This is a genomic window from Bacillus basilensis (assembly GCF_050630465.1).
Lineage (GTDB): Bacteria > Bacillota > Bacilli > Bacillales > Bacillaceae_G > Bacillus_A > Bacillus_A basilensis.
The window spans coordinates 71643-93067 of record NZ_JBNTQO010000020.1 but is presented as its reverse complement, the minus strand read 5'-3'; the positions used below and the strand labels follow the sequence as shown (position 1 = coordinate 93067).

22 protein-coding genes and 2 other annotated features are annotated in these 21425 nt (G+C 35.0%); of the genes, 8 read left to right on the top strand and 14 right to left on the bottom strand.

Translation table 11 applies throughout. The annotated features are described in order from the left end of the window. The 7 genes from ACQVV1_RS25730 to ACQVV1_RS25700 form a co-directional block, all read right to left on the bottom strand. On the bottom strand, window positions 1–1643 hold a 1643-nt coding region (locus ACQVV1_RS25730; RefSeq protein ID WP_431169697.1), incomplete at its 3' end, for a SpaA isopeptide-forming pilin-related protein. A gap of 269 nt (window positions 1644–1912) precedes the next feature. Continuing rightward, entirely contained in the window at window positions 1913–2083 is a 171-nt protein-coding gene (locus tag ACQVV1_RS25725) for a hypothetical protein (RefSeq protein ID WP_076870702.1), read from the bottom strand. Window positions 2084–2160: 77 nt separating this feature from the next. Then, a complete protein-coding gene (locus tag ACQVV1_RS25720) occupies window positions 2161–3345 on the bottom strand; it encodes an MFS transporter (RefSeq protein ID WP_242254765.1) in 1185 nt (394 codons plus the stop codon). 107 nt (window positions 3346–3452) lie between these two features. Continuing rightward, entirely contained in the window at window positions 3453–4769 is a 1317-nt protein-coding gene (locus tag ACQVV1_RS25715; RefSeq protein ID WP_063222162.1) for an APC family permease, read from the bottom strand. A gap of 65 nt (window positions 4770–4834) precedes the next feature. Beyond that, window positions 4835–5071: a binding site (T-box leader), on the bottom strand. A gap of 331 nt (window positions 5072–5402) precedes the next feature. After that, entirely contained in the window at window positions 5403–6218 is an 816-nt protein-coding gene (locus ACQVV1_RS25710) for a hypothetical protein (RefSeq protein ID WP_242254767.1), read from the bottom strand. A 129-nt stretch (window positions 6219–6347) separates the two neighbouring features. Next, complete coding sequence (yidC, locus tag ACQVV1_RS25705) at window positions 6348–7130, bottom strand: membrane protein insertase YidC (protein ID WP_063222164.1); 783 nt, start codon at window positions 7128–7130, stop codon at window positions 6348–6350. A gap of 28 nt (window positions 7131–7158) precedes the next feature. Continuing rightward, a complete protein-coding gene (locus tag ACQVV1_RS25700; protein WP_000394930.1) occupies window positions 7159–7443 on the bottom strand; it encodes a hypothetical protein in 285 nt (94 codons plus the stop codon). A 277-nt stretch (window positions 7444–7720) separates the two neighbouring features. Between ACQVV1_RS25700 and ACQVV1_RS25695 the strand changes: the two genes are divergently transcribed. Continuing rightward, on the top strand, window positions 7721–8614 hold the full coding sequence (locus tag ACQVV1_RS25695; RefSeq protein WP_242255000.1) for a YitT family protein: 894 nt from the start codon (window positions 7721–7723) through the stop codon (window positions 8612–8614). A gap of 110 nt (window positions 8615–8724) precedes the next feature. Here ACQVV1_RS25695 and ACQVV1_RS25690 read toward each other — a convergent pair whose 3' ends face one another. Next, complete coding sequence (locus ACQVV1_RS25690) at window positions 8725–9246, bottom strand: GNAT family N-acetyltransferase (protein ID WP_242254769.1); 522 nt, start codon at window positions 9244–9246, stop codon at window positions 8725–8727. Between the two features lie 456 nt (window positions 9247–9702). Between ACQVV1_RS25690 and ACQVV1_RS25685 the strand changes: the two genes are divergently transcribed. Further along, window positions 9703–10089, top strand: a complete 387-nt coding sequence (locus ACQVV1_RS25685; RefSeq protein WP_001077775.1) for a DUF3938 domain-containing protein — start codon at window positions 9703–9705, stop codon at window positions 10087–10089. A 412-nt stretch (window positions 10090–10501) separates the two neighbouring features. Here the strand turns inward: ACQVV1_RS25685 and ACQVV1_RS25680 are convergent, their stop codons facing one another. The 5 genes from ACQVV1_RS25680 to ACQVV1_RS25660 form a co-directional block, all read right to left on the bottom strand. Further along, window positions 10502–10642, bottom strand: a complete 141-nt coding sequence (locus tag ACQVV1_RS25680) for a DUF3985 family protein (protein ID WP_000404782.1) — start codon at window positions 10640–10642, stop codon at window positions 10502–10504. A gap of 96 nt (window positions 10643–10738) precedes the next feature. Continuing rightward, window positions 10739–11791: a zinc metalloprotease gene (locus ACQVV1_RS25675; RefSeq protein WP_309260293.1), complete on the bottom strand. Its 1053-nt coding sequence runs from the start codon at window positions 11789–11791 to the stop codon at window positions 10739–10741. Between the two features lie 42 nt (window positions 11792–11833). After that, complete coding sequence (locus ACQVV1_RS25670) at window positions 11834–12541, bottom strand: DUF3169 family protein (protein ID WP_242254771.1); 708 nt, start codon at window positions 12539–12541, stop codon at window positions 11834–11836. Further along, entirely contained in the window at window positions 12531–12752 is a 222-nt protein-coding gene (locus ACQVV1_RS25665; protein ID WP_063222167.1) for a helix-turn-helix transcriptional regulator, read from the bottom strand. The genes ACQVV1_RS25670 and ACQVV1_RS25665 overlap by 11 nt, the downstream gene beginning before the upstream one ends. A 210-nt stretch (window positions 12753–12962) precedes the next feature. Then, window positions 12963–13577: a DedA family protein gene (locus ACQVV1_RS25660; protein ID WP_242254772.1), complete on the bottom strand. Its 615-nt coding sequence runs from the start codon at window positions 13575–13577 to the stop codon at window positions 12963–12965. A 414-nt stretch (window positions 13578–13991) separates the two neighbouring features. Between ACQVV1_RS25660 and ACQVV1_RS25655 the strand changes: the two genes are divergently transcribed. The 5 genes from ACQVV1_RS25655 to ACQVV1_RS25635 all read left to right on the top strand — a co-directional run bounded on the left by ACQVV1_RS25655 (window position 13992) and on the right by ACQVV1_RS25635 (window position 18419). Next, complete coding sequence (locus tag ACQVV1_RS25655) at window positions 13992–14435, top strand: DUF3978 domain-containing protein (RefSeq protein ID WP_000388760.1); 444 nt, start codon at window positions 13992–13994, stop codon at window positions 14433–14435. A gap of 30 nt (window positions 14436–14465) precedes the next feature. Next, window positions 14466–14927, top strand: a complete 462-nt coding sequence (locus ACQVV1_RS25650; RefSeq protein WP_000735052.1) for a L,D-transpeptidase — start codon at window positions 14466–14468, stop codon at window positions 14925–14927. 364 nt (window positions 14928–15291) lie between these two features. Then, window positions 15292–15957 carry a response regulator transcription factor gene (locus ACQVV1_RS25645; RefSeq protein ID WP_000148833.1) on the top strand — a complete coding sequence of 222 codons (666 nt, stop codon included), beginning with the start codon at window positions 15292–15294 and terminating at the stop codon, window positions 15955–15957. Further along, complete coding sequence (locus ACQVV1_RS25640) at window positions 15935–17377, top strand: sensor histidine kinase (protein WP_242254774.1); 1443 nt, start codon at window positions 15935–15937, stop codon at window positions 17375–17377. Before ACQVV1_RS25645 ends, ACQVV1_RS25640 begins: the two co-directional genes overlap by 23 nt. A 139-nt stretch (window positions 17378–17516) precedes the next feature. Further along, window positions 17517–18419 carry an EamA family transporter gene (locus ACQVV1_RS25635; protein WP_242254776.1) on the top strand — a complete coding sequence of 301 codons (903 nt, stop codon included), beginning with the start codon at window positions 17517–17519 and terminating at the stop codon, window positions 18417–18419. A gap of 41 nt (window positions 18420–18460) precedes the next feature. Here ACQVV1_RS25635 and metG read toward each other — a convergent pair whose 3' ends face one another. After that, a complete protein-coding gene (metG, locus tag ACQVV1_RS25630) occupies window positions 18461–20095 on the bottom strand; it encodes a methionine--tRNA ligase (protein WP_309259497.1) in 1635 nt (544 codons plus the stop codon). A gap of 50 nt (window positions 20096–20145) precedes the next feature. Continuing rightward, window positions 20146–20416, bottom strand: a binding site (T-box leader). Window positions 20417–20530: 114 nt separating this feature from the next. On the opposite strand from metG, the gene ACQVV1_RS25625 reads away from it, so the two are divergent. Beyond that, window positions 20531–21349 carry a class I SAM-dependent methyltransferase gene (locus ACQVV1_RS25625; protein ID WP_431169695.1) on the top strand — a complete coding sequence of 273 codons (819 nt, stop codon included), beginning with the start codon at window positions 20531–20533 and terminating at the stop codon, window positions 21347–21349. The last annotated feature ends 76 nt before the right edge of the window (window positions 21350–21425 follow it).

Sequence of the window (21425 nt, the reverse complement as noted above, 5' to 3'; positions counted from 1 at the left end):
ACGATATGTTTAATAATTTCTCCATTCTCTTTTATTTCAAATGCGAACGTCTCTTCATTTATTACATATCCATTCGGCGCTATTGTTTCTTTATACGTGTATTTTCCGTATGGTAGTTTAAATTTCGCTACACCTTTTTCATCCGTTTTTCCTTTTACTACTTCTTTTCCCTGTTCGTTGTAGATTGTAAATTCTGCATTTGGCAGTTTCGTATTCCCATCTGCTACATCTACTTTCGTTATTTCTAACTCACCTTCCACCTTCTTATCTTGAACGATATGTTTAATAATTTCTCCATTCTCTTTTATTTCAAATGCGAACGTCTCTTCATTTATTACATATCCATTCGGTGCTATCGTTTCTTTATACGTGTACTTTCCGTATGGTAGTTTAAATTTCGCTACACCTTTTTCATCCGTTTTTCCTTTTACTACTTCTTTCCCTTGTTCGTTGTAGATTGTAAATTCTGTGTTCGGCAGTTTCGTATTCCCATCCGCTACATCTACTTTCGTTATTTCTAATTCACCTTTTATATTTTCATTTTTCAACTCTAATACAGCAGTTTCACCAGTTTTCACTTCAATTTTTTTAACACTTCCGTCTAACACATATCCAGCTGGCGCTTGAATTTCTTTGACGCTATATATACCGATTGGAAGATTACCTAACTCCGCAACCCCCTTATCATTAGTCGTAACATTTTGTTTAAAGTTTTCATTAGAAACTTCAAACACCGCTCCTTTTAATAATTCCTTTTTTTCTCCTAATTTCATAATCTTTAAAGAGCCTACTGATTCCCAATTTACAACTAAATCTGTACTGATTTTCTCACTATTTCTTTGTAACAATACCGTTGTATTTTGAACCTTTTCTGATCCTTTAAAAGCTATTGCTTGTAAATTTGTTAAAGTAGACTTCACTTTCATTTTAAAATTACCACTACTCGTATCTTTAGGGATTAAGATTCTGAATTTTTCGTTAATTGATAATGTAGTTTTCTCTTCCCCTTGTTCATTTACAATTCGAATCCCTTTAGGAGCACCTTCAGGAAGAATTGTATAAGAGCCAGAAACTGAATTCGTTTGAATCGCATAAAATCCTGTTTCTAAATACTCTCCTTTTTGTGTAGCAGTTTGTGTGTCTACAGGATTAACTTTAAAGAATACATCTTGTGATCCAGTTTCTTTTTTTGAAGCCTCTACTAAACGCTTCATAAGATTATGTACTCGTTCATTTTTTGCAACTAAATCTTCTTCCGTTAATTCATTCGCTGCAATCCATACTGCTAATTGTGTAGCATAATGCGCTTCTTCCGTTGTCGCTACACCTAATTCAGATGGACTTTTTTGAGGATATCCATTTAATAAAATACGATATACGGCATCAGATGTTTTCCCCATCTCAGGCAAATCATCCCCATTGGGTGAACGTAAATCAGGCGTTAAACAATACCCAATACTACCCGAAGCCGTTTTAATTATTTCGGTCTTTATGTCACGCTGTTTCGAATTACTATAGCTCCAATCCATCTTATATGTTTCTCTGTTCATTACTTCTGCCTTTACTTGTGGCATTGCAATTCCTAATAAAATAATAAGAGCACTTAAAAAACTAAACCATTTTCCTACCATCTTTCGTTTCATTCTCTCCACCACCATATATAAATTTCTACATGAAGCAATCTTACTGTTTCATTGTACTTATAGTGAAAAAAAGAGAATAGGTGGTTTTTTTGTAGTATCTTGTCGAATTGTTGAGAAAGTTCCAAAGTAATAAGCAACTTTAAAATTATTTGTTCTCATGCTGCTATTGACAAATGAATATCACATGTTTTACATTTTCAAAAATAATAATAAGGCACTTTATAAGTGCCTTCTTAACTTACGAGAAACAAATTTCAAACGAATACATATTACTTATCTTTTTCCTTTATCTCCATCAAAAGTTCAATGATTTTCTCATTCTGCTCCACTTGTTTCTCTGAATTTTGATAGATGAAACGAACCCATCTAAGTGCAAGAATAATAAGAAACAACGGAAGCATTGAAATTAGAAGACCAATAATTGAAAAATTCGTATACATACCCATCACCTCGCTACATACAAATTCTCCACCTTTCCACTAAAACCTTCCATTTTTTACAAATAAAAAAGAACCTATCAAACGATAGATTCTTCCTTCGCAAACTGAGTAGAACGTCCTCTCGTAATCGAAAAAATTGCACAAAGCAGCGCTAATATAATAAAGCCGCCACCTACCCAAGCATTGTATATAACAGATGATTTTTCAATAACAACTCCACCTACTGTTGAACCGAGTGCGATCCCTAAGTGAAGAGCAGAGTTATTTAAACTTTGCTGAATACCAGCTGATTCTGGTGCAATTTCAATTAAATAATTTTGTTGTGCTGGCGAAATAGCCCAGCTCAGCATACTCCAAAGTCCCATCATAATAATGAAAAGCGGGAATGAGAATGTCATTAATGGCAATAGGAAGATCGCACATGCAAATACGATAATGATGGAAATAATACTTTTCTTCGATCCCCATTTATCAGCAAGAAAGCCCCCTAGGCCACCTCCAAGTACCGCCGCAATTCCGAAAATGAAGTAAAATACACTAATCCAATTCGCTTCCACATGCATCACATCTTTTAAAAATGGTGTTAAATATGCATATAGCGTTAAATGACCCGTTAAAAATAAAAATGATGTTAACTGTGCACTGACAATTTTCTTATCTTTTAACGTAGCAATTTGCTCTCTTATCGATAACACTGATGTCGGTGGTACTTTCGTTAAGAATAATGAAATACAAGAAATTGCCATAACTGTTAAGATCGAAATGAGTACAAATGGTGCACGCCATCCATATGCATTTCCGAGTACAAGACCAAGCGGTACTCCAAGTACGAGCGATCCACTGATCCCCATAAAAATGATTCCAATTGCTCGCGCACGAAAATGCGGTTCTACAACGCTAGAAGCAAGTGTTACTGACAGTGCAATAATAAGCGAACCACTCGCTGCACAAACAACCCTTGAGAACATTAACATTCCATAATTCACGCTAAATGCTGAAATGATATTTCCGATTAAGAAAATTGATAATGCCCCAACATATAATCTTTTTCTCTCAAACTTCCCTGTTAACGCTAATAAAACCGGACCTGATAAAGCAAATACTACTGAAAATATTGTTATAAGCTGACCAGCTGCACTAATAGATACTCCTAAATCATTGGCAACTAAATCAAGCGTTCCTCCTATAATTAGCTCAACCGTTCCGACTACGAAAGCCGCGATAGCTAAAATGTACACACGAAAATTCAAGTCTTTCCCCACGCTTTCTATTTTGGTTACTACGACTATAGTAACCAAAATAGAAATTGAATACAAGTACAATTTTTTTACAGTAAAAAAGGTAGGCGTATTATACGCCTACCCTTCAATCATGACACTTCATTTTTATTCTTCTTATTTAAATACCAATATACCGGAAGTCCAGTAAATACCATTCCAATGGATAAGAAACAACTTACCGGATCATTAATAATCGCACTACCAATTACAAAGAACGAACCTAAAATCGCGACGATTGGTACGATTGGGAATAACGGTACACTGTATGCACGCTCTTTATTCTTATTACGTTTTCTTAAAATGAAGACACCAATAAACGTCATTACATAGAAAATATAAATAATGAATACGGAAATCTCAGATAGCTTATTCGGATCACTAATAATCATTAAAATAATTCCTAAAATGATTTCAACAGTAATCGCATTTGCTGGTGTTTTAAATCTTGGACTTTCCTTTGCAATAAACTTAGCAAATGGGAGTTGTCCACGTTCTGCCATCGACATCGGGATACGTGGGAACGTTAAAATCTTTCCATTTAAACAACCGAAAATAGAAACGATAATACCGATACTAATAATTTTCCCACCATATTCTCCAAGTAGCATGCCCGCAGCTGTCGCTGTTGCATTTTCTCCAAGTTCTACAATTTGCGTTGCTGGTAATACATTTAATAAAGCTAAGTTAATTAACACGTAAGCAGCCGTTACAATTAAAATCCCAACTGTCATTGCTTTCGGTAATAACTTTGTTGGATTCTTCATTTCTCCGCCAATCGAAGCGAGTAAAATCCAGCCGTCATAAGCAAATAACGTTGCTAAAATTGCCATCCCGATACTTTGATTTTCTGATATCGGTACAACTACGTTAAAGATATCGCTATTTCCTTTCCAAAAACCTAACACAACAATTAATACGATTGGAATCATCTTCCCAATTGTCGTAACCGTTTGGACGATACCTCCGTATTTTGTTCCCATACTATTTACAACGCCAAGGAACACAACTGTTCCAATTGCGATTGGTAAATTCCATACTTTATCTAAATAGAAAAAATTAATCATTAAAGAACTAAAGTACAACCCTAATGTTCCAATAATAGCTGGTCCATACACAATCGTTTGCATCCAGCCTGATAAATATCCCCAAAAACTTCCGTAAATCTCCTCTAAATACGTATACAACCCACCATTTTTCGGGATTTGCGCTCCAATTTCAGCTACTGTTAAACCACTCGCTAACGTCAACAGACCACCAATTACCCAAGCAAGAATGGCCATATTAGAACTCCCTGAGTAATCTAATACGCTCCCTGGTTTCATAAACACACCAGATCCAATAATCGTTCCTACTACGATAGAAAGTGCTACCGTTAAACCAATTTTGTTTTTCTCATCATGATGCATGCTGCGTATCCTCCTTCCAATCCTAGTGTGATGCAAAAATGAAATAAAAAAACACTCCTCCCTAAAAAAGGGACGAGTGCTGTATTCGTGGTTCCACCCTTGTTTCAATTCGTAAAGTAACACACTTCACCAATTTCTCAAGTCCAAATAACGGTTTTTGCCGGCAAGCAATTACTAGATGTTCGTTCACTGCTGCAGTTCAGAGGTGGTAATCCATTTTTCCGTATTAGGAAGCTCACAGCCAAAGGCTTCCCTCTCTGAGAATCGTAAAAAATTGATCGTGTCCTCATCATCACTTCTTGATGTCGAATTTTGTAGTTATTGTTCATTATATTGAATTGTTAGAAAAAATCAATATATTTTTTTATATAACATAGGAAATATTTCTCTTCTTATATTATAACAGAAGCTGTAATATTTCTCTAACTCCCCCGTATCTTTGGAGCAGTGTAGCTGTAAAAATTATATCAGCGATTTTCAAAATATATCGACCACAACTCAAATTATATCAGCGATTTTTCAAATATATCGATTTACCAACAAAAAACGCCAACAGTAAAAGGAGGTCTTTCAAAAGAAAGCCCCCTCACGCCTGTACCTTCCGGTTGCCCACACGAAAGCTACGTAATTCAATTATTTTTCATCTTTTTTCATAAAAAACTTATGGTTCGGTAAATCAACATTCAATGCCTCTAATTGTTTCTTTTCATTGTCTAAAATCGCTTTTGCTTTTGTTTTTGTTGCCTCATCTAATCCTGCAAATATATCTTCATGCTTCTTTTTCTCTGGGAGTTTCACGCCTAACTTCGTTAATTCTTCTTCTGCTTGATCATGCGTTAATTTTCCGGATTTTTCTTGTTCAAAAATTGACTTCACTTTTTCTTTCGTCTGTTCATCTAAATTAGCAAGCATATCTTTACGCTTACCTTTCTCTGGGAATTTCACACCTAGTTTCGTTAATTCCTCTTGCGCTTGTTCACGTGTTAATTTCCCAGACTTCTCTTGCTCTAAAATGGATTTCGCTTTTTCTTTCGTTTGTTCATCTAATCCCGCAAACATTTCTTTGTGTTTACCCTTTTCCGACAACTTTAATCCTAGTTTTGTTAATTCTTCTTTTGCTTGTTCTCTTGTTAATTTACCAGAATTTTCTTGCTCTAAAATCGACTTCGCTTTCTCTTTTGTTGCTTCATCTAATCCCACAAACATTTCTTTACGTTGCTCTTTCTCAGGAAGCTTTACACCAAGTTCCTCTAACTGTTTCTTTGTATCGTTCATAATTGTTTTTACTTTTTGTTTTGTAGCGTCATCTAAATCTTTTTTCACCGTTTTTGTAGCTTGTTCAGTTGCTGGGGTATTCGTTGCCGCGAATGCCGGAATACCGACTCCTCCAATGATTCCGAATGATAAAGCACCTGCAATCGCTAAATATCCAACTGTTTTCTTCTTCATAGGAAATTTCCTCCTTCATTGTTCTAAAGCATGTACACTTCCGTATACAATGCCTATCGTAATGTTGGTTTCTTAAAATTTCCTTAACACCTTAACAAAAAAACACCGCTCATCACGAGCGGTGTTTCTCTATGCATCTTGTAATTGTAACTCTTCACGTTCCATTACTTTTCTTAATACAATTGTTTGCATCATTGTAAATAAGTTACCTGTTATCCAGTACAACACAAGTCCGGATGGCGCCGCAAATCCCATAAATAGAATCATTGCCGGCATCATAATTTGCTGTATTTTTAGCATTTGTACTTGTTCTCCAGGCGTACTATTTGATTGGAAAACTTTCATTTGAATAAATGTCGTTAGCGCTGCAATAATCGGTAATATATGATAAGGATCTGCATGTCCTAAGTTCACCCATAAAAATGAAGATGTGCGAATCTCTTCTGTTCGGCTAATCGCATAATACAAAGCAGAGAAAATCGGCATTTGTATTAATAGTGGCCAGCAACCAGCAAGTGGATTCCAACCGCCTGATTTCATTAGTTCTGACATTTCTTTTTGATACTGTTTTTGTTTTTCAAGGTCTTTGCTTACATCACCGTGTTTTTTCTTTAGCTTCTGTAATTCAGGTTGCATTTTTTTCATTTTCGCTTGGCCACGATATTGCGAAACAGCTAATGGAATCATTGCTGAACGAATAACGAGCGTCATAATAATGATGGCAATCCCGAAGCTTCCACTCGGTATATGATGAGCAACAAATTGAATCATATACGAGATTGGATATACGAAATAATGATCCCAAATCCCAGTACTATGTGCATCAATTGGGGCCGCATTACTGCAACCAGATAAAACAAAAACAAGTAATAATGATAAACTAACGAGCACAGCTCGGTATGATTTTAACATGTTCATTCCTCCAATGTTTCGTAATTATTTAGCGAAACATTGGTGTATACGGACCGACCTCGTCATTCTCTTCACTTGATTCTTGTCTGCGTACAGAACGAATCATTCCATATTTATAAAAAATTGAAAATAGCGGTACATTCCCTGCACTATCTTCACATGTATCAACTAACGCAAAAGCTCTTTGTCTACCGCTCGATGCTTGCTGACGCACAAAGCGAGAAACATTAGCGAGAAAGAAAACTTCTAATAAACAAAGTGCTGTCGTTACAAACGATATATATAGAATTGCATCCTGCAATAAAAATTCCATCGCTTCACATCCTTAATAAGGTCATTTTAGCACATTCGGCAAACATTCTCTATTTCCTTTTATCGTCAAAAAAAGCATTTTGCATATTTTCTCAAGAAAACAATAATTAAGAAACATTGTATTCGCTTTCTTTAGTATATTCACACACATCAATGAATAGGCTTGATTTATTAGAAATTTATAAAATTTTTGTATTATAATAAAACTATTGCCAGTTTTTGAAAAAACCTTTATTCTCTTCATGTAATCAAAAATGAATATGGAGATGAAACATACTATGGGTCAACTAGGAGACGCCGATTACGTTCCCGACACCGCCTTTTTATCCTTCCCAGCAGCTAAAACATTTCACTTAGAATTTATCATACAGTTGGTTGTTATTTTCGTAGCTTCTGTTTTGTATGCAATTTCTATGAATATGTTCTTTATCCCGCATAATATGATTAGCGGTGGATTCGCTGGTGTAGGGATGATTATCGGTTATTTAATGCACTACAATATCGGTGCACTTATCTTTTTACTAAACATTCCTCTTCTTATTTTAAGTCACTTTTACTTAGGAAAGAAGACAACCTTTTTAACAGCGTACTTTGTAGCTGTATCATCTTTAGCGATGAACATTATCCCGGTACACCAAGTTTCAGACGATATTTTACTTTCTTCTGTATTCGGTGGTGTCATCTGCGGAGCAGCTTCAGGAATTATATTCCGATTTGCTTCGTCAACAGGTGGTTTTGATGTCGTTGGATTGATTGTAGCAAAACATCGAGATATTTCGATTGGAGCAATCATCTTTGGATTCAACTTAATCTTACTTGTTGCAGCAGGATTTATTTTCGGATGGGATATTACGCTTTATACGTTAATTAGCCGGTTTGTAGTCAGCAAAGTAATTGATGCCGTGCATACAAAACATATTAAATTAACGATAATGACAGTTACAGAAAAAGGTGAGGAAATAAAAAGCGCACTATTACATCACGGCATACGCGGGGTGACAATGGTAGACGCTGTCGGCGGCTATACAAACCATAAGAAAAAAATGATTTACACTGTCGTGACTCGATATGAGTTAGGCGAAATGAAACGTATTATCCGTCAAGTGGATAACAAAGCATTTATGAACATTACTGAAACAGTTGAAATTGTCGGCCGTTTCAAACGCATATAAAAAAGGTTAATACATTAAAGGGCATAACATATTAGTCATATATAATATGTTATGCCCTTTGTTATTCAACTAACGCACCCTTTAGCATAATAAAATCACGAAGTTTATTACTACAAATCAGAGGATAGCATTCCATATACAAAACTATCTGTCCATTCATTTTTATTCCAAAAATCTTGTATGAAATGAGCTTCCTTTCTCATGCCTATTCGTTCACACAATTTTTTTGAAGCTGTATTACGTGCATCAAGATTAGCTTGTATACGATGTACACTACATTCATTAAATAATTTAAATACCAAACTACTTACTGCTTCTGTTGCCAAACCTCTCCCAGCTACTTCATTTGAAAAACTATAACCAATCTCAACAGTATCTTTCATATTTGTGTACCATACGGATAAATCACCAACTACTTTAGTCTTGTATATAACTGCCAAACTTAATATTGATTCTTCAGTAAGTACATTGTTTGCTAGCTTCTTATTAAATCTTTTCTGCATGTCTTCATGAGTCCACTTATTATGTAATAGGAACTTACATGTATCATCATTATTATAAATAGCAAATACATCCTGTAAATCAGTACTCTTAAAAGGTCTAATTATTAATCTTTCTGTTGTGATCTCCAAGTTAGCTCTCCTCCCTTACATTCATGCTACAAAACATTTTTTATAGTATTTAAGCCTCCTTCTTAGATCTCACCTTGATTACATATTTCATCATAATAAATTAAAATCCTTCTTCCACTAAACTGCATTGTTAGTGGTATTTCCTTGCGATTTTTATTTTTTACACTTATTACAAAATCAGATAATTCTATTATTGTGGCCCTAAATGTGTTATAATGAAAGCAGACTCACAAAAAAGTATATAGACTTGGAAGTTTCTCATATTTTCCAAACAAAAAGAAACGAGAAGTCGGGTATATTTCAATCACCATACACGTAACGGTTTAAAAGCCGATCATCTTAGTTATTCTTCACTGATCTTTTTATAAAAAGATCCTTACAACTAAAATTCACTTCAATATACTATACCTACCTTTTTGACTTCCAAATCATCTTATTACATAAGGAGATGAACATATGAATCAATATATAAGATACACAATAGCTGTCCTGTTTGCTATTATCGGCGGAACAATCTGCTTCTGGACAAACACTCAGCTTGGAGAGAATATCATTTTTAATGGAATCGAAACCCTTGTAAGCGCTTCAATTTTAGGCGGATATATTTACTTCCTCTTCAATCCAGAAGAGAATGCGCAAAAAACAATGTTATTAACAATGATCGGAATCGTTGGTGGATGTATTTCCTACTCAATGACAAACTATACATTACCACTTCAATTAAGCTCAGCTTTCTTCCACGGTCTATGGACTTGGTTCATTGCCTTCTGCCTAGCAGACGTATTCAACCTATTACAAGACAATGAAGAAGAAAACGGTCGCCAAATTGAAAGTAACTCGTAAGCTGGAAGATATTCTTCCAGCTTTTTTTATTTTGTTTTGCAGATCCGGTCACCACAATAAAAAGAAGCTACCCCCGTGGCAACCCCTTCCCCATATACCCCACTTAGTATCCACCGAAATATATCAGCGATTTTTTCATTATATCGACGGTTCGACACAACATATCGACTTACCGATATTCTTCGACAACCTATTCATCCTCTATACCCCGGCACCACAATAAAAAGAAGCTACCCTCAGGGCAACTCCTTTTCCATATACCCCATCCAGTATCCACTGGAATATATCAGCGATTTTTCAAATATATCGACGATTTCTCCACTTATATCGGCGATTTTTTCATTATATCGACGGTTCGACATAGGATATCGACTTACCGACATTCTTCGACACTCAAAACGCACAACATACCCTATCCCCCAAGCAATTTACTGCCGAACTCTACGATTAAAAAGATAATTAATAAGATCGCGAGTATTTTTAATGCTACATACGCTACTTTAAAAACAGCATAAATGAGCAAGACTATTAAAATAATTGTTAAAATTTCCATGTAGAATTCCTCCAAGCTTTGCTCTTCATATCTTATTTTACTCGTCCCAGACTTTTTATGGAACGGCATAAGACGACATAGAAAAAAGAGGATACCTCACCCATCGTAAGATACCCTCTTCTTTAGCTGCTCAAACCATTCTCTCTCCAATTGTAAATATCCCATCTCACTCTTCTCGGCACTCGTTAAGTCTTTATCAGCTTTCCTCATATAAATGTGTGAGGCTTCCATATTGCCCTCTAAATATTTAATAATTCCTTGTGTGCGATAATATCCATGTAAGTCTATTTTTGTAATGGTCTTCCCATGTTTCTTCGCTTCTTGCAAAGAAAGACTATCCATCTGATAAAGAGCTTTATATAAAAGATACCAACTATGAAAACTACTAACGAAAAATTTATTTTCCTTCGTTACAGGTATTCGAATAATTTGTTCTATATACGGTATCGCTCTTTCCATTCCCTTTTGATCAGCTCTGGCACAAAAGACGAGCATAAGTCCGCTCATTATCTCTCTTATTTCTTTATCCTCTTTTATTTTTTCCTCACTAAGTTCTATTAATCTCTCATCCCAGTCTTTCGGCCTTTTATAACTAAATAACTCACTCGATACTTGAATATTATATAAATGCTGCTTCGCCTTTTCATCATCTTTAATTAAAATAAGAAATTGCATACCATCACTCAAAAACGTTCCTTTTATCGGTACGATTGTAGCTGCAAAAATCACAAAGTGTAAAACAGAAAAATATAAAAGATATTGATAATAACTCACCATGTATATGTAACCGAAAGTAATACCAAATAGTAAACTCGTAATCGGTCCACCTAAAGTGAGCCACGCCCATTTTTTCGAAAGATTCGGTGTCTCTATAGAAGGTGGTACTAGTGTTGCAACGCCTCCAAAGTACGCCCATAATTTATTTTCTCGAATGCGTAATTTTCCTTTTTCTTTTTGAATAGTAATGGGTCCTACTGTCATAAATTTAAATGTCAAACCACCTATTACACCAAATACTACATGTCCTAGCTCATGAATGGCTAACACTAACAATGAAATTCCAACTATTGCCCATAGGTTCAAAATTACTTCTAATTTCTCAGTTCGGATTACTCCGTATAAAATGGACAAAACTAACGCCGCCGTCATAGAACCAGCCGGCCTTCTTAAAATATCCACTTTTTTCTCCCCTTAATAAATCATTTTTCTATGCATTTCGTACATGAACTTTCCGAGATGCAATATCCAAATAAATGAGATTAAGCCGATTAATACAAAATCAATATCGCTAACCGCTGTATATATAACGGCAGCCCACCATAGATATGCCAATACTTTATTCGTAAATTCATACGCTTTATATCCAGCTTCATGCACAATGTGCTTTAATCCTTCATCTGCGTTTTTCGTCCACATTTTCATCGATTCTATATACGTTACACCTTGTTCAGGATATAGCTTGTTATAACGATTTTTTGTTATAATCCCGATAACCACTACAATCGTTAAACAAACAATAGAAGCTACTAAATTCCACACTGCAAATGAAACATTTGTATCCTGCAACAGTGCACGTCTACATGTAATAACTGCATATACAAACCACGCCTGCGTAACTATATCACCTACACGTAAATATATACTTATAATGCCTAATTTCCTGCCTTGTACGCTCTCTTCTTCATCGCGTGCCTCCGCTAACATACGTGTATTCTTCCAAGTGTAATACATCATTATCATTCCAAAAATAGTACATACACCTATTAATATATTGGGTGATAATTTTCTCGGTTCATCCGAGAGTAAATCTAAAGCTATATAAGATGCAAAAAAGCCAGCTACCATACTTAATATGAGTTTGCAAAAACTAAAAAATTGTTCCCCTCGTTTACTCTTCATCATCCTCTTCCCCCTCGATTAGTGTGAATATTTCCTCCACAGGTACATTGAAAATGTGTGCGATTTTTAACGACAATACAATAGATGGTGCATAATCCCCGCGCTCAATTAAACTGATTGTTTGCCTTGATGAGCCAATCGCTTTCCCTAAATCCCCTTGTGATAAACGATGCTTTGCTCGCAATTCTCTCACTCGATTTTGCAGCTTCATGTCTTCCCTCTTTTTCATTTATTTAATTAAAATTGTAAATAATATCCTTATTTTTGTCAATTATAATTGTCATTTTGACGTTAATAATTGACAAGATACTCTATAGAGTTTTAAACAGGTAAACAAAAACTTATTAAAATAGATTGGAAAATAAAAAAGGCAGTGCGTCTGCACTGCCTCCCTAAATTCTGACATAGAATGGATTCCATATTAACTTGCGTTTTGTAATAATGCTTGTTTTAACTGTTTGCGGAAACGAACGCCTAACGTAACTGCTACGATAACGATAACTCCAATAATGATTTTACCGATATGACCTTCTAGCACTCCAAAAATATCATGTAAGTTTCCACCTAACCAGTAACCACCGATTAAGAAGAATGATACCCAAAATAGAGCACCTGAGTAAATTGTAATTGCAAAGCGACGGAATGGTAAGTTAATAATTCCTGCAAAGTACCCTGTAAAATGACGTACACCAGGAATAAAGAAACCGATAAAGATTAGGAAATAGCCATACTTATCAAACCACATTCTTGTTAAGTCGATTTTTCTTTGTGTTAAAAATACGTATTTCCCATACTTTTGAATAAAGGGCATACCTAATTTATTTCCTAAAAAGTATTGAATCGTCATTCCTACACTTGTCCCAATAAAGGATAGAATGATTAAAATCGGTAAGCTTAAATCACCCTTATGTGCTAAAAATCCCGCATATGCTAATGTTGGCTCTCCCGGAAACGGAAGTGCAATATATTCTAACAGCAAACCAACAAGTACAACATAGTACCCGTATTGCTGAAATAATTCATGAATCCATTCCATGTCATCTCTCCTTTCAATCACGTACAACTTCTTACTATTATTGTATAAAAAAATTGTCGAAATAACTATCACAATAGCTTACATTTTTATTACATTTTTGTAAGGCTCACACTAAAACTTTCTGTTCTTTATTTCCTTCTATTTACTTTCATTCAAAAACAATTCAACAAATATATACCGTACGAAACTGAGGGCTTAACATGCAGTTTTTATCCATTTTTTAACACTTAAAAATCGTTATATTTTGTTCTTAATAAAAAACCACTACAAACTCATACTAACTTCATATTAGCTTCATATACGTATTGTAAGATTATATCGGAATTTGTTGAAAAATTTAACCAATAAATGACTAAGCATTAATTTGAATAAATATGAATAGCTTTTCGAAATTGAAAAAAGGGTGAATAAGAAATGGAAGCTTATAAAATGCACGATTTTATTAATACAAATGTTGAATCTCATCAAAATGAAACCGTTTTTAATTTACACATATGTGAAACAAGTGAATTTGACGTAAGTTTAACAAAATCTACTACACTATCTTTTATCGTTTCAAAAAAGAACATTAAAATTGTCACGAAAAAATGGATTAATTCAAATCAAGAAAGCATGATTGGCAAAAGCTATATCATTCCAACGAAAGCTTTTCACTACTTCTTACCAATTATTTCTGAAACTGAAGATGAATTAAATATTCAAGTTCAAAGCTTTGGACTACATGGGGAACTTTTATTAAATGAAAGATTACTTATTGATAAAAACAACAAATACAATGCCAAAATTACTACTTTCTTTGAAACATTAGATGAAAATGTAAATAAAGTATTACGAGGATTGCAAATTCATTGTATGTAAGACTACTACAATAGTAAAAAGGAGAATATAATGAAAAAACTATTATTAAGCGCACTATTATCATTAGGATTTTTAACTATTCCATTCACAAATGCTGAGGCAGCTACAACAAATGATCAGCTTATCGTGAATACACAGTTAAATAAAATGGATTATTATCAAAACGGAAAATTCATAAAGAGTTTTACTGTCGCTACTGGAAAAGCAGCTACTCCTACACCTAAAGGTACTTTTCAAATCGTAAATAAAATTAAAAATCGTCCTTATTATACAGGCAAAATTAAAGGCGGCGATCCACGTAATCCACTTGGTGACCGCTGGCTCGGACTAAACATGGCAGGAACTTACGGAACAACTTATGCGATTCATGGTACGAACAATAATCAGGCAATTGGTAAGTGGACAACACTAGGTTGTATTCGTATGTATAACAATGATATACACTGGTTATTTGAGCGTATTCCCCAGCAAGCTACTGTCACTGTAAAATAACCTCAAAGCGCGATTTACATGTAGCCAAGAATTTTATGTCTTGGCTTATTTTATTTCTTCATTTACAGTAGCAAAACAACTGTATTTACATATATAATAGGAATAGATTGTGTTAAATAACATCCAAACATTGATAAACATGGATATTAAAATTATACAGTTATAATATTTTATAAATTTTACAATACATACTATAATAGAATTACTGTAATTCTTAAATATTCAGTTTCACTAAACAACTCCCCTTGCTACTTTCATGATTATTTTATGGCGGGGGCTTATTATATGTATAAACAATCTGAGTCATCGGAAAAATGATGAATTCGAATATTGCAGTTAAAAGCGTTATTTAGGAGGTGTTACTATGACGCATATACTGGTGATTGAAGACAACCCAGATATACAAGAACTGATTCGTGAATTTCTAATGGCACAAAATTTTACCGTTGATGTTGTTGGCGCTGGAACAGAAGGTATACTTCTTTTCCAAAAAAATTCATACGATCTTGTCCTCCTTGATGTGATGTTACCAGATATAGATGGCTATAGTATTTGTAAAATTATGCGAGGACAATCTGATGTACCAATCATTATGTTAACAGGCTTACATAATGAAGAAAGTGAAATTAAAGGATTTGAGTTAGGTATTGATGACTATATTACAAAACCGTTCCATTACACCGTATTTATTAAACGTGTAGAAGCCGTATTAAGAAGGGCAGCAACGAAGGAAGCCGAAGCTGCAACTATACTACAATTCCATGAATTGATGTTAAATTCTACAGCATATGCCGCTTATGTTCATGGTAATCAAATTGAATTGACAACAAAAGAATTTGAAATTATTTATACTTTACTGCAAAATCGAGGAAAAGTATTATCAAGAAGTGATTTGTTGAATAAGGTATGGGGCTATGAACATTATGGTGATGTAAGAGTTATAGATACACATATTAAAAACTTACGAAAAAAATTAGGAATTCCTTATATTAAAACGGTGAAAGGCATTGGCTACAAAATCGAATCGTAGCAAAGACAACATCACCAAAAATATTTTCATCAAAACCTTATTATTTTGTATTCTTTTATCACTTTGTCTTTATCAAATTATTTACTTCTTAGCTTCAGACTACGATAAAGAACGTTTTGCGAAAGAAACTGGAATGCTGACTACAGAACAAGCGGATTCAGATAAACAAAACGACCAAAGTAAAACGAATCAAAATAAAGCTGTATCACAGGGAGACATTTTTAATTTCCAATCCTCTATTATAGATTATAAATCACTCTCTACAGCTATCAATCACCTTTTGCAGCCTAGCCAAACTGCAAAAGCAAAAGAACATACTCAAAATATTTCGGGGAAAAATAGCGCTTCTGCTCCACTTACAGAAACGGAAAAGCAAGTCGCTACTAATGATGCCTTACATAAACAAAATGCAGCAAGTAAAGCAAATGATGCACAAGATAATCCAAAATTAACAGATGTACTGCAGCAATTAGCTCCACATATTGGCGCAACAATGCTTGTATTATCTCTGCTCGGATCTTTAATTTATGCAAAACTAATTGCTAAACCTTTTCAATATATGAGTGACGCTCTAAAAGATATTATGAATCTTGATTTCTCAGATAAAAAGCTGCTTAACAAAAATACTGATCAAGCAGACTTTAATTTGCAAGTAGCTGCTTCACAAGTACCAAATATTGTGAAGAATTTACATGCAAGCAATCAAGATTTAAGAAATGAACTCAAAAAGGAACAACAATTAGAACAATCTCGTAAAGAATTTATGTCTATGGTTTCCCATGAATTAAAAACACCAATCGCAGCCGTTATGGGACAACTAGATGGCATGATTCACGGAATTGGAGCTTATAAAGATAGAGATAAATATTTAAAACGTTCCTATGAAATGATGCAAGACATTAACATATTAACGGAAAAAATGTCGGAATTATCCAAAATACAAAACCCTCAATTTAAGCCTGATTTAAAAGTTATCTCATTAACTAATATTATTGAGGATGTTATGAAGAAAGTAGATTATTTCGTATCTGTAAAGCAGTTAAATGTGCAATCTAACATTAAACAAGATGTACAAGTTTTAGCTGATCCTAAATTTATTCAAACTGCTATTTTTAACATTATTTCAAATGCAATTCATTACACAATTGACCATCAGCATGTATATATAAAGCTTTATGAAAAACCAAACGGTTACGCATTAGAAGTATTAAATACAGGTTCACAAATAGATGAAGATAAACTTGCCCATTTATTTGAGCCATTCTATCGCGCAAATCCTGACAAACATGGCTTAGTACAAGGTAGTGGTCTTGGGTTATACATTGTAAAACAAATACTAGATAAACATCAGTTTCCTTATGGGATACAAAACACACCTCAAGGTGTAAAATGTTCTATTGTATTCCCAAAAGCAATGTAAAAACCTACTACAATTTCATACCCCAAATTCATACTTCGTATGAGTGGCGGAATTTTGTAGAGTATCTTACTCTGTTTCGTTCGCCCGTTATCCTTATTTGGATAGCGGGCGTTTTTTATTATTTAAAAGGAGGATTTTCATGGAGAAATTTAAGTATTCATTACTCGTTTTATTCGGAGCTTGTAGCTACGGTGTACTTTCAACTATTTTCAAACTCGGATTTATTGATGGATTTTCAGCACATCAACTATTAGGAGGACAATATGTCTTCGGATGGATTGGGCTTCTTCTACTCGTTCTTTTCGTTTCACGTCATAAAGTAACAAAAAAACAATTCTTCTCCTTACTAACAGTTGGCACAACAATGAGTATGACTGGTATTTTCTACGCTATTTCTGTAGAAGAACTACCAGCATCTATCGCTGTCGTCCTACTTTTCCAGTTCACATGGATTGGTGTAGTTATTGAAGCAATTGCCAATCGAACATTTCCAAGCCGTGAAAAAGTTATATCTATCATTATTTTATTTACTGGTACATTGTTTGCAGGCGGTGTCTTTGAAGGTCTTGGACAAAACTTTTCCATGAAAGGTATTATCTCTGGTCTATTAGCCGCTGTCTCTTTTTCATTCTATGTTTTTGCAAGTGGGCGCGTTGCTACAGAAGTTCCGCCTTATACGAAAAGCTTTCTTATGACAACAAGCGCTACTCTTATCGTATGCCTATTCTTCCCACCAACCTTTTTAACAGACGGTGCCCTGCAAGCCGGTCTTTGGAAATACGCTTTCTTCCTCGGATTATTCGGTGTTGTCGTACCTGTCATTTGTTTTTCAATTGGCGTACCGAAAGTAGGAACAGGACTTAGTACAATACTAGGAGCAGCTGAATTACCAACGGCCATCATCGCTTCTATTACACTTGTACATGAAGTCGTAACATTCATGCAGTGGATTGGGATAATCTTTATACTACTTGGGATTTTCACTCCTCAGCTACTTACGGCTAGGAAAGGGAAGGAACGGAATAGTATACATACTGCATAACAAAAGACCTTTCATTCACTTGAAAGGTCTTTTTCTCTATCTCACTTTACCGCTCCATATAGTTTCTCTATCTCACACTCAATTTGTTTTACATCGATTCTTTCAAATAATGGCTGCACACTATTAATTTGATTCGGTAACGTATTTTGAGGTTCCCAATTCTTTTTAACAATCGATAATGTGTTTCTAACTCTTTCACTTGAAAATGGTAAAAACGGTTCAAGGAGATTTGCAAAATTAGCGATGAGATACACACAGTTATAAATCGTCTCTTCGCATGAAACTGGATCATCTTCTCGTTGTTTCCACGGTTGTCTCTCATCAAAATATTTATTTGCAAAACGTACTGCATCAAATATTGATTCTAGCGCTACCTTAAATTTAGTTTGCTCAATCGCCTCTCCTACATTTTTATATAATCCTTCTACTTTATCTTTCAGCTCTACATCAATACTTCCCTTTGGTACAATGCCATCATAATATTTTTCAGTAAACTTTAATGTCCGGTTTACAAAGTTCCCGTATGCACCTAACAATTCACTATTATGACTGTAAATAAATTCTCGCCATGAAAAATCAGTATCGCGATTTTCTGGTGCATTGACTGTTAAAAAGTAACGAATAGAATCTGGATTATAGCGTTCTAATATGTCAGGTACCCATACTGCCCAGTTTTTACTTGTCGATAATTTTCTTTTTTCAACTGTTAAATATTCATTCGACACGATATGACGAGGAATTGCCCCTTCTCCTATTCCAAGCAATACCGCTGGCCAAATGATAGAATGAAACGGAATATTATCCTTTCCGTGCACATAATATGTTTTCGCTTCTCTATCCCAAAACTCTTGATCATCTTTCCCTGTTCCTTCAGCCCAATGTTTACTCGCTGAATAATAGCCTGTCACCGCTTCAATCCATACGTAAATTTTTTTATCTTCGTATCCCGATACCGGAATTGGAACTCCGATTGGTAAATCACGTGACACTGCCCTATCTTGTAACCCTTCTTTTACATATCTTTCTGTTAGCTGAATTGCATTGTCACGCCATGTTCTTTTTTGTTTTGCAATTTCTACAGACTCTTTAATTTGGTGCTGAAATGTATGCAATGCGAAATAAAAATGTTCTGTTTCCTGTACTGATGGCGTACTACCACATAACTTACATTTCTTGTCTAACAAATCAAGTGGATCTAAAATAGCAGAACACGCATCACATTGATCTCCTCTCGCTGCTTCATGACAATGTGGACAAATGCCTTCTACATAACGATCAGGTAAAAACTGCGTACACGTTTCGCAATATGCTTGTTCCACTGTTTTTTTATAAATGTAGCCTTCTTCTAATAAACGTAAAAAAACTTTTTGAACCGTTTCATGATGGTGCTCACTATCTGTACGTGTATAGCAATCATACGTAAAACCTAAATCCTGAAAACATCGCTCAAATTCTTCATGATACTTATCAGCAATTTTCTTCGCCGTCACTCCTTCTTGTTTTGCCCTAATTGCAATCGGTGTTCCATTACAATCACTTCCCGAAACATACAACACATTCTCACCTTTTGCCCGGTAATAACGTGCTAAAATATCTCCAGGTAACAAGCTCGCAATATGTCCAAGATGTAACGAACCATTTGCATACGGCCAAGCGCCTCCAATAAAAATACTCATCTTATATTCCTCCTTTAAAATACAAAAAGCCCCGCCCTTATCTTAAAAAAGATAAGGGCGGGGCTGTATAAACAGTCGCGGTACCACCTTATTTCGCTAATTACTCACATAATTAGCCTTAACAAGTACGGAGCTATATGCTCTTATACTGTGGTTTTGATAACGAGTACCAACTCTCGTCGCCGCCTACTATTATCATTTGATAAGTTCAGGACGAAGCTCAAAGGCCATTGTTCAAATGAATATTCTTGCTTCTTCTCAGCTACCGAAGCTCTCTGGAAAGAATGTGTTCATCCTACTTTTCCTTTTCAACGCTTTTACGTATAACATGTATTGTACGATTTAATCACAGAAAAATCAAACTTTTATCCAAGAAGAAAAGGAAATCCCATCCCCCTGCCGAATACCTATACGTTCACAAAAGGAGTGATACGATTGAATCAAAAACAACTAAGCACACGTAATGAAAAAAGCTGGAATGCAGCTGCTTATGAAGCTTGGACGAATCGCCACGGGGCGCCAGCTGATTATGCGAAAAAGCTCATAGAAAATCCTATGCGCGAGGTAGATCACTATTTACCTTACATACAATCTCCAAAAGGAAAACGTATTATTAATTTACTCGGGTCAAAAGGAAATAAAGCCGTCTCTCTTGCTCTTTTAGGGGCTGACGTAACGATTGTTGATATTTCAGCAAGTAATGCAAAATATGCAAACGAACTTGCTGAAGCAGCCGGTGTCTCTATCCAGTATATCGTTTCTGATGTATTAAATGTCCAACTCTCCGAATCATTTGATATCGTATTGCTGGAACTTGGTGTACTCCATTACTTTCTAGATTTAAAACCGCTCTTCCAAAAAATTACTACCTTACTTAAGCGAGATGGAATGCTTATTCTTCGTGACTATCATCCTGTTTACACTAAATTATTAGGAGTAGACCATCCCTCATTTCAGGCCAATGGGAATTATTTCGATGAAGAATTAATTGAAGATGATGTTGCTTATAGCATCCTTCTTACAGAAGCGCAGAAAGAATCGTTACCTAAAACAACCATCCGTCGTTGGACGCTAGGAGAAATTATTACAACACTTGCAGAAGAACATTTTAAAATTGAAAAACTAGTTGAAGAACACGGTTCCCATCAAAGATGGGTCTTTCCTTCTACTGCACCGGAAGGAATTGAAGAACGAATACCCGGTCTATATACATTAATTGCGACAGCATGCAAAAAAGGATCCCTTCACGGATAGGATCCTTTTTGCATGCTCACGCATATAAGTTGAGGTTGGAGATTACCATAATTCTGTAGAATAGGACACAAGATAT